The organism is Alkalimonas amylolytica (assembly GCF_900107845.1).
Lineage (GTDB): Bacteria > Pseudomonadota > Gammaproteobacteria > Enterobacterales > Alteromonadaceae > Alkalimonas > Alkalimonas amylolytica.
Genome location: NZ_FNRM01000002.1, coordinates 69,973 through 84,365 on the forward strand (window position 1 = coordinate 69,973; position 14,393 = coordinate 84,365).

Sequence of the window (14,393 nt, forward strand, 5' to 3'; positions counted from 1 at the left end):
CTTAATAGTAGTGCAGTGATCCTGTAACTGCTATGATTTTACTGTAAAACCAATAGCCTGGTTCAAGATAGGATACTCAACGTGGTCGATTGGACAGATTACCTAAACAACCTGGCCAACCAATTGTGGCGTCTTAGCCCGCACTGTCGGCCTGGTGTGGACCCTGCAGAGGTCAGGCTGGTTGCCCATCGTGGAGCTTATCATAACTGCAGACAGAATGATGGCAGCACCATTTTGGAAAATACCCTGCCGGCCTTTGACCGCTGCCTGGTGCATCAGATCTGGGGCATTGAGCTGGATATTCACCTGACCCTGGACGGTGAGCCTGTGGTGCACCATGACCCGGCCTGTGGCCGTTTATTCAACCGCCCGGATCTGGTGATAGCCGAAACCCGTTTTGATGATTTGCGCCGGGCCCTTCCCGCTATTCCTCATTTACAGGAGGTGATTTCCCGCTATGGTAAGCAGTTGCATTTGATGATAGAAGTTAAAGAGTCGTGGCGACAACGGCCGCAGCTACCCAGCCAGCTCAAAGCCCTGCTGAATGAACTGGAGCCGGATAAACATTTCCACTTGCTCAGCCTGGAACCCGATCATCTGGAAGGCTTTCGGTTTTTGCCCCCCAGCGTGTTGATTGATGTAGCCCTTACCAACACCAGCCAAATCGTTCGTCAGAACCTTGAGCTCGGTCATGGCGCCGTGGCGGGTTCCTTTGCTCTGCTGTCTACCCCGCTGTTGCAACAATTAAAACATGCAGGCAAACAAACCGGCACCGGCCAGGTCAATCACCCCGACATTTTGAACCGTGAAGCCAATCGGGGCGTAGATTGGATCTTCAGTGATCAACCGCTACGCTTGCAATGCCCGCAAAAGTTCCGATAATAGGTTTCGAAAAACAACAACATAGCTTTCAACAACAATGAGGTTCCCTATGAAGACTCTGCTTGCGCTAAGTATTGGCGCTGTATTGGCCGGAAGCACCTTGCTCAGCACTTCCGTGTCGGCGGTCACACCTGCTCCCTATATTCATACCCAGTTCTCTGTTACCGAGTCAATGCAGCAAGCTGACTTGCTGGTGGTACTGGTACCGGAAGATAGTGGCGAACTGCGGTTATCCGGCTGGGATCGTGCCAGCCGCAACCATATTAATCGCGCCATCAGCGTGGCTGCCTTTGATGGCAAAGCCGGCTCACAGTTGGAGATTGTCGCTCCTGTCGGTCTGAATTATGGCCGCGTTCTGCTGTTAGGTGTCGGTAACCCGGCTGAGCTGACACGAGTCAAAGCTGAAGATATGGGTGCCAGTTTAAGCAGCTGGGTTAATGGCACCAAAGCCGAAACCGTGCATGTGCACAGCCAGCTGATTGCCAATGCCAGCGACAACCATCGCATTACTGCTGCGATGTCTCATGGCGTGGAGCTACGCAACTACCGCTTTGATCGCTTTAAAAGCCAGCCAGACGAGCGGCCGGCCCAGCGTTACAGCTGGCAAGTAGCACTGGCAACCGATGCCAGAGCTCAAATTGAGCAAAAACAAGCACTGGCGCAAGGAGTGTTCACCGCCCGCGAACTTACCAACCTGCCTGGCAGCAGTGGCTACCCGGAGGCCTTTGCCAATTTCGCCAAAGCGGTGCTGGAACCAATGGGTGTAGAAGTTACCATATTAGGTCCAGAGCAAGTCAAAGCCCTTGGCATGGGGTCGTTGTATGGCGTAAGCCAGGGCAGCGATATGAAAGCCCACTTGTTGGTCGCGCGCTGGCGCGGCAATAACGACGAAGCACCTATCGCTTTAGTGGGGAAAGGTAATACCTTCGATACCGGTGGCTATAACCTGAAAACTCAGGCTGCTTCTATTTTGCGGATGCATACCGACAAAGCCGGTGGTGCTGCCGTAGTAGGTGCTATTCAGGCACTGGCCGGTCAAAAAGCAGAGGCCCATGTAGTGGGCGTGGTACCACTGTCCATCAATATGATTTCCGGTACTGCGCAATTGCCGGGCGATGTAGTCACCGCCGGTGATGGCAGCACCATCGAAATTGGCAATACCGATGCGGAAGGACGGCTGATCTTAGCGGATGGTATCTGGTACGCCCGCGAGCACATTAAACCACGCGCCATTGTGGATATTGCCACCTTAACCGGTGCCAAAGTGGGCGCTCTAGGCACCAGCTACTCAGCACTCTTTACCAAAGATCAGCAGATCGAAACCACGCTGCGTGAAGCTGGCGAACTGGTGCAGGAGCGTGTCTGGCCTATGCCGTTGGATGGGTACGATACCATAGTGCGCAGCCGCATTGCTGATCGCATCAATACCGGCTCACCAGGAGCCCAGGCCGGGGCAATTTTCCTGCAGCATTTTGCCGGCGATATCCCCTGGGCACACATCGATATGGCGGGCGATGCCTTTAATGCCAGCGCCAGCGGCATTCACCCGGAAGGCAGCAGTGGTTACGGTGTGCGCTTACTGACAGAGTGGGTCAAGCTGTTTCAGGCACAGCAGAATTAAGCGATAAATGAGCACCAGTTCTGTTGCAGCGGCCTTCGGGCCGCTTTTTCGTGGGAAGGTTTCTCACGCCAGAGATGGGTGATCATTCCACCTGATCCTGCCAGGCTTCGGCCACTGCACTGCCCCGGCTTTCATTCAGCGGCAGCACCGCCACTATCGCCAATGCAAACAACAGCAAACAAAAGATAATGGCATCGGCCAGGCCAAAGGCCCACTGCATCACCCCAAGCCCCACCATGCCAAATACTGCAGCCAGCTTGGTGGTCATGCTCCAGAAACCGAAAAACTCTGCGGCTTTCACATTGGGCGTTAACACCCCCACCAAAGCCCGGGCCGCCGATTGCGAGGCCCCTAAACTGGCCCCGGCCAGCACCCCGGCAAACAAAAACACGTACTGCGCCTGCCAATTCACATCGAACCAGGCATGGCTGAGTGCGGTTAACCCCGGCGTTTGCCAAATGGCCAAAATTGCCAGCAGCCACAGCAGCAGCGTTAGCATGTAGGTGGTACGGGCGCCGATGGCGCTTTGCAAAAAGCCAAAGCCAACGGCACCAAGCGCCGCGGTAATCTGCACCGTGACAAACATCAGCACCCGCACCTGTTCATCCCAGCCAATCACCTGAGCGCCGTAGATAAAAGAAAAAGCAATGATGATGTAAATGCCGGCCATAGCAAAGAATACCGAAATCAGCAAAATTCGCAGATCACGAAATTGCGGCAGATGCTGCCAGGTCTGTTTTAACCGCTTAAGCCCGGCCGTCACCAGCTTCTGCCCGGCAGGCAAAGCTCGCTTTTGGCCCCGCTCGCGCACAAACACGAAGGTTGGAATAGCCGCCAGTAAAAAGAAAGCCGCGGCAAAAGGCCCGACCAAACGAATGGTATCGTAGTTCTCCAGCGAGACTTCGCCCAAAAAGTACAGGGTAAAAGCAGTCGCCAGCAAGCCCCCAATATAGCCCAGGCTCCACCCCAGGCCAGAGATCCAGCCAAGCGCCTTGCGTGGTCCCAGATCGGTTAAAAAGCTGGCAATAAAGCCCTCGCCAATGGCGTAGGCAAAGTTCGACACAATGATCAGCAGCATGGCCGGTACAATCCAACCCGGCTCCACCAGGTACAACAGTGCCGTCGCACCAACGGTTAACAGGTAACTGGCGAACAAAAAGCGCTTACGGCTGGCGGAAAAATCCATCACAGCGCCGCAAATCGGGTTTGCCACCACCACCAGCAAATAGCTGATGGCCAGCGACAGGCTCCACAGCAAGTTGCCGGTACGGTAATCCGGGCTGTCCCCCACCACAATGCGGGTAAAGAGATCACCGTAAATGACGGTGATAATCAGCAAGGTATAGGCCTGATTGGCGAAATCAAACATCGCCCAGCCAAAGATTTCCCGTTTTGGAGCCAGCTTTGTTGGCGTCATAACACACTCAAATCAAGTCTTTTTATCACTCTAGCATGAAAATCACCTGAGGCTGCAAGCAGCAGCTTTTTCTGAAAGACAAATCCATTCAAGTGTTTTATAGCAGTGCAACCAACCAATATTTCGAAACCTACAAAACTGAGTTATTGTTTGATCGAGCGGCCTAAATAAACACTCGGGAAAATCGAGTTTTTTTTTAGGCATGCTACACTGATAAAACGCTAAGCAAGCGAATGAATTGGTTTAATCCGCCTTGTACTCAGATAAGGTCAGTTGTAGGAAAAGTCATAGACAATGCCAATAATCAAATTGATAGCCGCCGCCATACTAGTTTTACTCAGCAACTCTGCATTAACGGAGTCAAGCGCTAGAGTGTCTGGTTTTGGTACCCTGGGAGTGGCCGTGACCGACTCGAACGAGTTTGGCTATCGTGCCGACTTTTCAAGTTCGGGTGGTGTATTTTCTGGTCAGATTGATGTTGCTGAATCCAGTAACATAGGGCTGCAATTCGACCTAATAATGCACTCGGGCCTGGACGCTGTAGTACAGGTTATTTACCGTAACCAAGACGACATTACCTTGGATTCGGTACTTACTATGGCATTTGTCCGCTACAGCCCAAATCCGAACTGGTCATTCCGGGGTGGGCGTATCGCTCTTGATTTATTTTTGTTAACAGAGTTTCGTGATATTGGCTTTGCTCACCCCTGGGCGCATGTGCCAGCTGAAATTTACGGCGTTATTCCACATCGTAACATCGATGGGCTTGATGCGACCTACACGCGGCGCATCGGTACGGGTACTTTCTCCGGCAAACTATTTTACGGGCAGAGTGAGGCCAGCGTCAGTGGCTTTGGTTTACCCGAGGCGGAGCCTGTGAAGTTTAGTGATGTTGTCGGTATTGCTTTGGATTACAAGACCATGGGCTGGGATATTTCACTGAATCATAGTCAGGTCACTTTCGATTCTGAGTTGATAACCCCATTGGTCAATGCGATTAAGCAACTCAATGCACAAGTCCCAGGTTTTAACCATATTTGGCCGAACGCTGAAAGCCTGGCCAATGGCATGGAGATTAACAATACCAAAGGCACTTATACTTCTGTAGGTGGGCAGTACTATCTGCCAAAGATGACGTTTATTACTGAGCTGGCACGGATCAGTGCCGAGAGCCTATCTGTGCCAAATGTAGTAGGCGGCTATCTTAGCGGTATTTATCATGCTAACGAGCATAATTTGTTCGCGACTTTTGCCTTTAGCCGAAGCGATCAGTTAGCGGATGACGACGTGGATCTACAATTATTGCAGCAGATTCCGAGTGGGCTGGAAATATACCATAACACGCAAATGTCACTTGGCTTTTATAGCGTGAATCAGCAAACATTTTCGTTAGGCTGGCGCTGGGATTTCACCGAAAATATGTCTTTTAAATTGCAGTGGGATCATACCCGTATTGGCAGTGGTGGCAGTACTCTCTGGCAACCGTCCGAAATGCTTGGCAACCTCGACAGACCAACTGGGCGTGTGAATGCCTTATTTTCCAATGTGAGCTTTGCATTCTGATGAACGGCACAATAGTACTCAAAATGTTGCTGCTGGTTGGAGCTTTAAACACAGTCAGCTTAGCTAGTACTGCCGACCAACTGGTCGTGGTGGTACATAAAGATAACCCGATCAACGAGCTGACCCGCTCACAGCTAATTGATCTGTATATGGGGAAATACGTCGCCTTCCCTGATGGCCGAAGAGCACAACCAATCGACATTGACAACGATAGCAAGCTTAAAGAACAGTTCTATCTTGAGCTGGTTGGTATGCCGTTAAACCGGGTGAATGCTTACTGGTCAAGAGTTCGATTTTCAGGAAATGCGCGGCCACCAATTCAACAAGGTAATCAACAAGCCGCATTGCAGTTTCTGGCGACAACAGATTCAGCTATTACCTATATCTTTGCTTCCAATATTACAGACGATGTGAAAGTGGTTTATCAGTTTGATGAATAAAAGTGGATTATTAGTCCGTTTAGCTGTGGTCATTGGCTTTGCTTCTATAGCCATTGGCTTTTTATCGACCCAACTTTTTTACCGGCTCACCGTCAATCAGGAAGTGACCATAGCTCACCAGAGTATTGAAAGTTTATATAAAACGATTGAGGCAACCGCCGCAACGGCAGCGTACCTGGCGGAGCAAGATTTAGCCCAGGAAGTTGTGGATGGTCTCTCCACAAATGGTGTAGTGTTGAATGTCAGCATGATATTTGAAGGCTCCGACACCAGGCTAACTGCCAATGAACATGCCTTCAATAGCCCGGTTGTCTTTCCGATAAAGTCTTTGTTTGAACCAGATAAATTTGTCGGGCAATTATTGATAGAGCCGAATATTGAGTTTATTGAAACCCGTGCCCGCCAATTGGCGGCCGAAAACTCTAAAGCAATGGCTTTACAGGCGATGGTGGTTACTTTTGTTGCTATCTTTGTCGCTTCTTTCTTAATCACCAGGCCAATGATCAAGATAGCACGAGCACTGCACGAAACGACACCCGGCGATGGCAGCAGATTAGTGATCCCTGAGTTTCATGATAACAGTGAGCTTGGACTCTTGGTACGCGATGTCAACAAGTTGCTTGATAAGACCGAAGATCAGTTTAATCAGGAACGAAAACTGCGTGAAGAAATAGAAGCGTTGGAAAAGCGTTTTCGCATGTTGTTCGAAAATTCATTATCACCCATCATTCTTATGGAGCCGTCCGGCAATATTCTGTTGTTTAACTCTGCCTTTGGAAAAACGCTGGATAAACTCGGTTTGCAGCTTAAAAAAAGTTATGGTTCTTTACTTGCCGAGTTATTCGATGAACCCGGTCAGCTTGACGAGGTGGTAAAAACGGCGTTCGAGAATGACGAGATTGCAACAGGAGAATTTAAACTAAAACCACATGCTGACAATGACTCACTTTGGGTACAAGTGGTTATAACGTCTATTGTTAGTGACGATATGCGGGAATACTACCAAGTCACTCTGCACGATATCTCAAAGCGTAAACGCGATTTGGATCTTCTAGCCTATCAGGCTGACTTTGACAAACTCACCAAATTGCATAATCGGCAGGGGTTGGAAAAGCAGCTTACTACTCTGATGGTGCCTGATAACCGGTTCGCACTGGTATTGATCGATTTAAACAAATTTAAGCAAGTAAACGATATATACGGCCATAAAGCCGGGGATGAAATTTTAATTTTTGTTGCTGACAGGATTAAGAAAACAATAAGGCCAACAGATTTCGGTGGGCGCTGGGGGGGCGACGAGTTTGTCTTGCTTTTGAAAGACGTGGATAAGGTACAAACACGTCAGTTGGTTGAGCAGCTGGTCAAAAGAATAGCAAAACCCTACTATCTTCCCAGCTTTGAAACCAATGTGGTGGTTGGCGCTAGTTGCGGTGTGGCATTTTATCCAGAACATAGCAATGAGTTGCAGACCCTGTTGCATTTAGCGGATCAAGCGATGTATCAAGCTAAAGAAGTGAAAGACAGCCAGCCCGATCAATTTCTGCAGTTCGCGCCCCTACCTGGCAACCCTGAGTGTTCACATGCTTAAGCCCCCATCCTCTTTCAAGCAAATCGCCGCCACGGTGTTGTTATTTCAGGACATGAAATCACGGGTTGCGCAGGTAAGAGCCGTCATTGGTGTTTTTATCATTCTTTTTTTGTTTATATCGATCAGCGATCTACTGCACAGTAACGGTGAGTGGATCATCGAGAGTTTGGCGATTATTGGGTTGCTGCTGGGTTTGACCTGGCTGCTTAATGGCGACACCAGCAATATTGTTGCCGGCATGGTGCTGTGGACTGTGGCCATCTTTGCGCTATCCAAAGCGTTTTATTACGATGGTTTGTACGATACGTCACTATTGCTATACCCCTTCGTACTCATTTTTGCAGTATTTTTCGGTAGCTGGGCTATGGTTTTGCCATTAACCCTATTTATGTTCTTAAGCTTTTTTGGCTTAGCTTATGCGGTGACTACTGAATTAGTTGTCAGTAATGTCAGCACTCACTATTCGGTATGGGCAAAAGCCATCGACATGGCGGCAATCATAGCAGTCTATGGCTTAGGTATCGTTGTTATCACTCGATTTATGAAGGGCCTAATTGCAAAACTGTCCAGACAAAAAGCGCTGGACCAAGCTGCTCGTAAAGAGTCTGAACGGCGTATGTTGTATGACGATTTAACCGGTTTGCCTAATAATCAGAAATGCAAAGCAGATCTAAACTTGCACCTGTCCAATAGCCGAAAAAACGGCAGCATTCTCAGCTTTATCACTTTACACATGAATGACTTTAACTGGATCAATGCCACTCTTGGTCATGATTTTGGTAGTGAGTTATTGGTCCAGCTTACCAGGCGCTTTCTAAAGCTAGAAGATGATAGCACTTTCGTTTATCGTACCGGTGGTGCTGAGTTTACCTTTATAAAACAAGTGCGCGACTTTGCTGCGTTAAACGACTTTTGTCATCAGGCCATTCGAACAACGACACTGCCTTTATCACTCAGCGATTATGATTACGATGTGGGTTGTTGGCTTGGCGCAGCAGTAGCTCCTTTTGATGGCAATGATTTTGTTGAGTTGTATAAAAAAGCTCAGTTCGCCGTATATAAAGCAAAAGAAACAGAACTGAATTCTTATCAGTTCTATGAACGACAAATGGAAGAGTCAACCTCACAGCGTTTGGCGATGGTAAAAGAGCTTAAGCACGCTATTGAGCATAATGAATTCGAGCTCTATTACCAGCCGAAAGTTGAGCTGGCTTCAAATTTATTTGTAGGTGCTGAGGCACTGATTCGGTGGAATAAAAATGGTGCCATTATTCCTCCAAATACGTTCATTCCGGTTGCAGAGCATTCAGGTTTGATTGTGGAAATTGGCAAATGGGCTATCGAGACCGCTTGCGCTGAATGCGCAAAGTGGCACCAGCTTGGATTCGCACGGATGACGGTTGCCGTGAATTTGTCTCCGGTACAGTTCAAACGGGGTAACTTACCCAACCACGTATTTAGAGCGCTGCAAAAACATCAGTTGGATGCAAGCATGCTTGAGTTGGAGATTACAGAGTCTTTGTTCATCGAGGACGCAGTGCATGTGAAACAGCAGATTCATACCATGGCTCAAAAAGGAGTCAATTTTGCGATTGATGACTTTGGCACTGGGTACTCAAACTTGAATTATCTGGCTAATTTTAATGCATCGACACTTAAAATTGACATGTCTTTTGTGCGAAATATGCTATCCAACCCGCAGCAACAACACATAGTCAACGCCATTATCAAAATGAGCAGTGCCATGGGGCTGGTAAACGTTGCAGAAGGCATTGAGGATGCAGAAACAGCTGCAGAACTCAAGACGCAAGGTTGTGCATATGGCCAAGGCTATTTCTGGGCTCCGCCACTGCCATGCGCTGAGTTCCTCAGTCGTTTACAGCAACAGTCCGCCTAAACTAATAGCTTATTGCTGGCTCTACAACAGATTGTCGTCATACTAATCCGGTGCCAGCTGTGGTTCATAAGGCATCGCAGTGTTCAGGTACCTCTGCATCCCCTACAAAAGCAGAAGCGACTTGTATAAAGCACTCAGGGGCCGCCATCGCTAAAAAGTGAGCACCATGCCTAACAGTCGAGAACTGGACCTCCCCCGCAGGTTTCAACAGTTCTGCATGAGCTAAAGCTCCTTCATAATGGGTGTTGGGATCCAGGGTACCGTGGATAATTAAAGTCCGCGGTAGCTGCTCTGGTACCTGACCGAAATACTGATCTCGCTGGTACAGTGGCGCGGCACTGTTGGTCAGCAGGCCAGGTAGTGGACTGATAAAGAGCGCATCTTTGGCTTCCTTAGCCACTATTTCAGCGCTCAAATCAGGCCGGCTGTTGTTTTCCGATGCACTGATTAGCATCACCAATGGCAGCGAATTGGCCGACTGCGGATAAGGAGTTAATTCTTCATGGCTTTTCGTCAATGCTGTGGCCGTTTGTTGCAACAGGGTTGTTTCTGCTCTGGTCAGTTCATCGATCATCGCCGGGATATGCGCCCGCAAGTCAGGGTAATTTAACAAAGCGCCCAGAAATTGACGCAGATCCGTGCGGCCTAACACCTCTTTCCAAGGTTTACTTTCATTGGCTAACAAAGTGTTCAGCCGCAGGGTGCTTTCTTGATCCAGCAACTGACGGCCCACAGCATCCACAATGGCAGTACGATAACTTAGATCCCATTGCGCTGCCGACTCCGGCGGCACCAGGCCATCTAAAATCAAAGCATCCAGCTCTGGCTGGGCCACTTGCAGCAGGCGCAGCGCCAACTGGGTGCCATAAGACACGCCGTACAGCTTCACTTCACCGGGCTCACGATACCGTTTGATCAGTGCCGCTAAATCCTGAGCGGCATTGGTAATACTGAACGCCTGGGTTCGCGCCGGGTTTGCAAACAGGTAACCAATACAAGGGCCCCACTCGGAGCCAGCCAGGGCATAGCCGTCCTCGCTATCCAATGCCTCTTGCTCCGGGCACAAGCGGCTGGACTCACCGGTACCACGATGATCCGGGATCAGCAGATCGTAGTCCGGAAACGCAGCACGAAACACATCGATAAAGGGATAAAAAGCGGCACCCGGCTCCCCTGGCCCACCCGCTATCAACCAAATCTGACCGCGCCTGCTGGCCTGGTCTTCCACAGCAAATTTACGGATAGCCAGCTCCAGCTCGCCTTCAACCTGCCCGGCATGATCCAGCGGTACTTTCACTCGCGCGCAGCTCGACGCAGCCAGAGTGGCGTCCGTAACCGGGTCCATGCATGGGCCGAACGAGGCAGCGGCTGCAGTATTAGCGTAAAGCGCCACTAGGCCAACAAAGGTATAAATGCTTTTCAAAATAAGATCCCTGAGTCAAATATTGTCAGGTACGCAACATAAAACACAAAATTAACAGTGACAAGTTCTTTGCAGCTTAAACCATGGCTTACTGCTGTTCACTTAAAAACACCTGTGCGAAGCTTTCCCCCGCCGCGATACGGCCAAGATCCGCATAGAACTGCTCCGGCACGATCAAAGGCTCAACCGCTAATCTGGCGGCCTGGTAATGGCTGCGGATATCACCGGAGAAAAACGCTCTGGCGCTTGCGCGTTTGGTAACGTCATGCACCTCTGCAGCGGTCAGTTCAATATTCTCTGGTAAAAACGGCGCCCGGTGATCGACCGTTAAAGCAGCACCCTCATCAAACCAAACCGGGATTTCTTTTAACAAGCGCATAAAACCAACCCGTTGCTGAATTTCAGCATGCAGCCATTCATGGGCTACTACATCCACATTTTGCCCTTTCGGGCCAATCACAATGCAGGATCGCCAAGGCAGTCGGTGCATCGAGGCTGTCTCGTTGGCACCCCACGCCAAAGCAGATTCAGCATTCGAAGTAATGATAAAGCGCGGTGCAGATACAGGTGTGCCATAGAGGGCTTCAATACGATCAAAGGCCAGCTCAAGCAAGCCGGTTAATAGTGCCGCTTGCTCAGCCGACATCCCCGGCTCTGCATAGACGCTGGACCTTAGTTGCTGGTAATCCAGTACCGGCAGCAATTCACAAGCCAGTGCATGACGCTGTAAAAAAGTGCCACTCAGCATCCCCAGCAGCACACTGACGCCCAGGGCCAGCAGACATTTTCGCAGCATAGTAGCTTCATTCCTTGATCGTTGTTATTGCAGTGCCCACTCCACCGCTTTAGCTGCATGGATGGCGGTGGTATCGTACAAGGGTACTTCGGTATCTTGCTGCTTAATCAGCATGCCAATTTCGGTACAGCCCAAAATAACCGCTTCGGCACCAGCGTCGGATAAGGCTTTTACGATACGCAAATAGGCTTGTTTGGACTCAGGCTTGATCTGTCCCTGGCACAGTTCCTGGTAGATAATACGATGCACTTGCTGTCTGTCCGCTGCATTGGGTACCAACACCTCAAGGCCATGCTGCCCAGCCAAACGATCTTTGTAAAAAGCCTGCTCCATGGTAAAAGCAGTCCCTAACAGCCCGACTTTTTTCACACCCTCCTGTACCAGCACTTCCGCTGTGGCATCGGCTATGTGCAGCAGTGGGATGTGGATGCTTTGCTCGATTTGCGCCGCAACTTTGTGCATGGTGTTGGTACAAATCAGCACAAAATCAGCGCCGCCAGCTTCAACACTTTTGGCCGCTTTAATCAGGATCTCTGCAGTTCCGTCCCAGTCGCCCTGATGCTGCAGCTTTTCAATCGGCTCAAAATCCACGCTGTGCAGCACGATGCTGGCCGAGTGCAGCCCACCCAGCGCTTGTTTCACCCCAAGGTTGATTGCCCGATAATACCCCTGGGTGCTTTCCCAGCTCATACCGCCGATTAGTCCTATTGTTTTCATGCAGATGCAACCATTGTTTTGCTTACCTGGAGTAAGTTAAGTGCCATGATTTAGCTGGTAGAGAGTAATGTCTTACGCAGGTCGGCCAGAGCAGGAAACTCCGTTGCCTGAATCCGGTACTTCGAATCATCGACGTCGTGACGAATAACGATCGCGCTTACACTGCAAGACACGACAAGCAGTGTAAAAAGCAAAATTCGAGGCATATATATTTCCTTTGATACTCCCATCGAAAGCTAACGCCCCAATTTCGCACCGAAAGCCACGCAGAGGGTTAATTAAGTCGCGGCTACACGTGAGCTATCCTGATGTAACAAAAAGACTCTATGGTTCGCAATGCAGAGACACCGCGTCTCTTAGCAAAAATCGCTTGTTTACACGGGCACGCAAGCATAATCGCTAGGCATCCATTTCGTCCATTGTATCCGTCATCGATTCGAGACAGTCCTCACAGATCCCATGCGTAAGCTGCGGCAGCCGCTCAAGTTCAAAAAGCTGTAGGCGCTGCGTCGCGTCTTCAACTTCGATCCAGTCATTGAAGCCAAACCCCACGTCCATACGATTGCACCAAGCACAGATCCGAAGCAGATCAGTCGAACGCGGCACTTTCCGTGACAATAAGGCCATCGGCTCGCGGTCTTCCACACGAATGGTGCGCGACTCAAACTCGACAGAGCCGTCTGGTGCCGCGCTGATCTTCATTTCCAGCCATCGACGATTCTCCGGGCCATCGCACCGTAGGTTAAATCTTGCCAATTTACCTTGCCGAACGCGGGAGACTATCTTCTGATAAATCTGACAGGTTTCCGGGTCGGTGATGCTATCCCACAGAGACTGACCAAGGAGCTCCGGGCGCATCAACTCTGTTCCGTCGTTTTCCTCTGCGAACCGGAACCACCCCTCATCTACGAAAGAAATATTATCCTCCGCATCGATCCTATAGCGAACAATCGAGTCATTACTCATGTTGTCTCCAAGTGGAAGCACATTAGGTCAAATGGCCCTGTCAGGACATACATTTACCCCAAAAAAAAGACACATTTCTACAGGCAACCAACTGATCATACTCTAGCTGGCTTAGCTAGCCAGTGCAAGAATGCAGTCGCTGCCGTGGGCACAAGCGAGCAAGTTGTTTCGATTCGGAGCGCCCTATAGACGCGATTTGGTGACGTTTGTTAGTTTTGCTCAATGATTGCCTCAGATAATAACTTTTGGGTTAACATATGCGCCTGCTCAAGTTCGTCATTGCTCATACGATTCAACAGCCGCTGTTTAATCCAGTCGAGCTTCCGATACAAATCATTATTACGAGTAGTTGCCATGCCATAATTAGCGTATGCAACTGACTTATAATAGCTTTGCCCGTTTGTAGCTGGGTCAAAATGCTGATAGCCTTCAATTCATAGAGCTGGAGTTCTTTCGCTGCCGCGGCAACACCAATTTTTTCTGCCAGCTTCAGAGCTTCAGCTTTGAACTCTGGGGTATGGACTTTGCGTGTTTTCTTTGTTGTCATCGTTAAGTGATTTTACTCACTTAGCGCGGTGTCCAAAAGTGTTGGTACGGATCACTTTGTACTGGGACACATAACCAGAACTTCCACCCACCAAGTTGGCTAGCTGGGGCAATACACGGTCTGAAGTAATAACTCGTACATCGTAAATCAAGTCCTCTCTATACAATCTAGCAAAGCCATTTAAGTCAAGAATTTGGTTCGTAGTGCCAATGCTGAGCTCTTTTTCGGAAAAGAAATCAAACAACGTAGCTATTTGAACTCTTTCCATTAAAGTTTCAGCTGAGTTTTGAAGCAGCAGCATGCGAATATTATTAAGTTTGGTTTCTACCAAAAGATTTTCCTCCATGAAGTTTTATGCCTATCGCAAACAACCTAAGAGACCAAGCCCTATCAGGCTGCAAGATTTTTCACAAAAATACACCAATCAGCCTTTAAATCAACAAGCAAAGCATGATTTATAACAGCAAAGTTCACAACTAATCAACCTAATAAAGAATAGCAAGTTGAAAAAAAACCGGCCCTTGCGGAGCCGGTTT

General features: G+C 49.3%; 13 protein-coding genes. 6 read left to right on the top strand and 7 right to left on the bottom strand.

Annotation, left to right across the window (positions count from 1 at the left end):
- Nucleotides 1-81 precede the first annotated feature (81 nt).
- Nucleotides 82-882 (top strand): glycerophosphodiester phosphodiesterase, encoded by an 801-nt coding sequence (locus BLW37_RS03825; protein WP_171907536.1) that lies wholly within the window; start codon nt 82-84, stop codon nt 880-882.
- 49 nt (nt 883-931) lie between these two features.
- Nucleotides 932-2,503 (top strand): leucyl aminopeptidase family protein, encoded by a 1,572-nt coding sequence (locus tag BLW37_RS03830; RefSeq protein ID WP_091339787.1) that lies wholly within the window; start codon nt 932-934, stop codon nt 2,501-2,503.
- An 82-nt stretch (nt 2,504-2,585) separates the two neighbouring features.
- On the opposite strand, the gene BLW37_RS03835 is transcribed toward BLW37_RS03830, so the two are convergent.
- On the bottom strand, nt 2,586-3,920 hold the full coding sequence (locus BLW37_RS03835; RefSeq protein ID WP_091339791.1) for an MFS transporter: 1,335 nt from the start codon (nt 3,918-3,920) through the stop codon (nt 2,586-2,588).
- 372 nt (nt 3,921-4,292) lie between these two features.
- Here BLW37_RS03835 and BLW37_RS03840 point away from each other — a divergent pair, with 372 nt between their 5' ends.
- From BLW37_RS03840 to BLW37_RS03855, 4 genes are read left to right on the top strand one after another with little or no spacing between them, the layout of a single operon-like run.
- A complete protein-coding gene (locus BLW37_RS03840; protein ID WP_091339796.1) occupies nt 4,293-5,483 on the top strand; it encodes a hypothetical protein in 1,191 nt (396 codons plus the stop codon).
- Nucleotides 5,483-5,923 carry a hypothetical protein gene (locus BLW37_RS03845; protein WP_091339800.1) on the top strand — a complete coding sequence of 147 codons (441 nt, stop codon included), beginning with the start codon at nt 5,483-5,485 and terminating at the stop codon, nt 5,921-5,923. Before BLW37_RS03840 ends, BLW37_RS03845 begins: the two co-directional genes overlap by 1 nt.
- On the top strand, nt 5,916-7,511 hold the full coding sequence (locus tag BLW37_RS03850) for a sensor domain-containing diguanylate cyclase (RefSeq protein ID WP_091339806.1): 1,596 nt from the start codon (nt 5,916-5,918) through the stop codon (nt 7,509-7,511). Before BLW37_RS03845 ends, BLW37_RS03850 begins: the two co-directional genes overlap by 8 nt.
- Nucleotides 7,504-9,408, top strand: coding sequence for a putative bifunctional diguanylate cyclase/phosphodiesterase (locus tag BLW37_RS03855; RefSeq protein ID WP_091339810.1), 1,905 nt, complete (start codon nt 7,504-7,506; stop codon nt 9,406-9,408). The genes BLW37_RS03850 and BLW37_RS03855 overlap by 8 nt, the downstream gene beginning before the upstream one ends.
- A 64-nt stretch (nt 9,409-9,472) precedes the next feature.
- Here BLW37_RS03855 and BLW37_RS03860 read toward each other — a convergent pair whose 3' ends face one another.
- The 6 genes from BLW37_RS03860 to BLW37_RS03885 all read right to left on the bottom strand — a co-directional run bounded on the left by BLW37_RS03860 (nt 9,473) and on the right by BLW37_RS03885 (nt 14,188).
- Nucleotides 9,473-10,831, bottom strand: coding sequence for an alpha/beta hydrolase (locus tag BLW37_RS03860; RefSeq protein ID WP_139243655.1), 1,359 nt, complete (start codon nt 10,829-10,831; stop codon nt 9,473-9,475).
- Between the two features lie 88 nt (nt 10,832-10,919).
- Nucleotides 10,920-11,627, bottom strand: a complete 708-nt coding sequence (locus BLW37_RS03865; protein ID WP_091339819.1) for a hypothetical protein — start codon at nt 11,625-11,627, stop codon at nt 10,920-10,922.
- Between the two features lie 24 nt (nt 11,628-11,651).
- Nucleotides 11,652-12,344, bottom strand: a complete 693-nt coding sequence (locus BLW37_RS03870) for an aspartate/glutamate racemase family protein (RefSeq protein ID WP_091339823.1) — start codon at nt 12,342-12,344, stop codon at nt 11,652-11,654.
- A gap of 399 nt (nt 12,345-12,743) precedes the next feature.
- Complete coding sequence (locus BLW37_RS03875; protein ID WP_091339828.1) at nt 12,744-13,310, bottom strand: hypothetical protein; 567 nt, start codon at nt 13,308-13,310, stop codon at nt 12,744-12,746.
- Nucleotides 13,311-13,602: 292 nt separating this feature from the next.
- Nucleotides 13,603-13,857, bottom strand: coding sequence for a hypothetical protein (locus BLW37_RS18700; RefSeq protein WP_091339832.1), 255 nt, complete (start codon nt 13,855-13,857; stop codon nt 13,603-13,605).
- A gap of 16 nt (nt 13,858-13,873) precedes the next feature.
- Nucleotides 13,874-14,188: a hypothetical protein gene (locus BLW37_RS03885; RefSeq protein WP_139243656.1), complete on the bottom strand. Its 315-nt coding sequence runs from the start codon at nt 14,186-14,188 to the stop codon at nt 13,874-13,876.
- Between the last annotated feature and the right edge of the window lie 205 nt (nt 14,189-14,393).

What these genes read in the sequence shown, in the direction of transcription:
- BLW37_RS03845 (WP_091339800.1), top strand. Translation starts at nt 5,483, where the DNA reads ATGAACGGCACAATAGTACTCAAAATGTTGCTGCTGGTTGGAGCTTTA.
- BLW37_RS03875 (WP_091339828.1), bottom strand. Translation starts at nt 13,310, where the DNA reads ATGAGTAATGACTCGATTGTTCGCTATAGGATCGATGCGGAGGATAAT.
- BLW37_RS03850 (WP_091339806.1), top strand. Translation starts at nt 5,916, where the DNA reads ATGAATAAAAGTGGATTATTAGTCCGTTTAGCTGTGGTCATTGGCTTT.
- BLW37_RS03835 (WP_091339791.1), bottom strand. Translation starts at nt 3,920, where the DNA reads ATGACGCCAACAAAGCTGGCTCCAAAACGGGAAATCTTTGGCTGGGCG.
- BLW37_RS03830 (WP_091339787.1), top strand. Translation starts at nt 932, where the DNA reads ATGAAGACTCTGCTTGCGCTAAGTATTGGCGCTGTATTGGCCGGAAGC.
- BLW37_RS03855 (WP_091339810.1), top strand. Translation starts at nt 7,504, where the DNA reads ATGCTTAAGCCCCCATCCTCTTTCAAGCAAATCGCCGCCACGGTGTTG.
- BLW37_RS18700 (WP_091339832.1), bottom strand. Translation starts at nt 13,857, where the DNA reads ATGACAACAAAGAAAACACGCAAAGTCCATACCCCAGAGTTCAAAGCT.
- BLW37_RS03870 (WP_091339823.1), bottom strand. Translation starts at nt 12,344, where the DNA reads ATGAAAACAATAGGACTAATCGGCGGTATGAGCTGGGAAAGCACCCAG.
- BLW37_RS03865 (WP_091339819.1), bottom strand. Translation starts at nt 11,627, where the DNA reads ATGCTGCGAAAATGTCTGCTGGCCCTGGGCGTCAGTGTGCTGCTGGGG.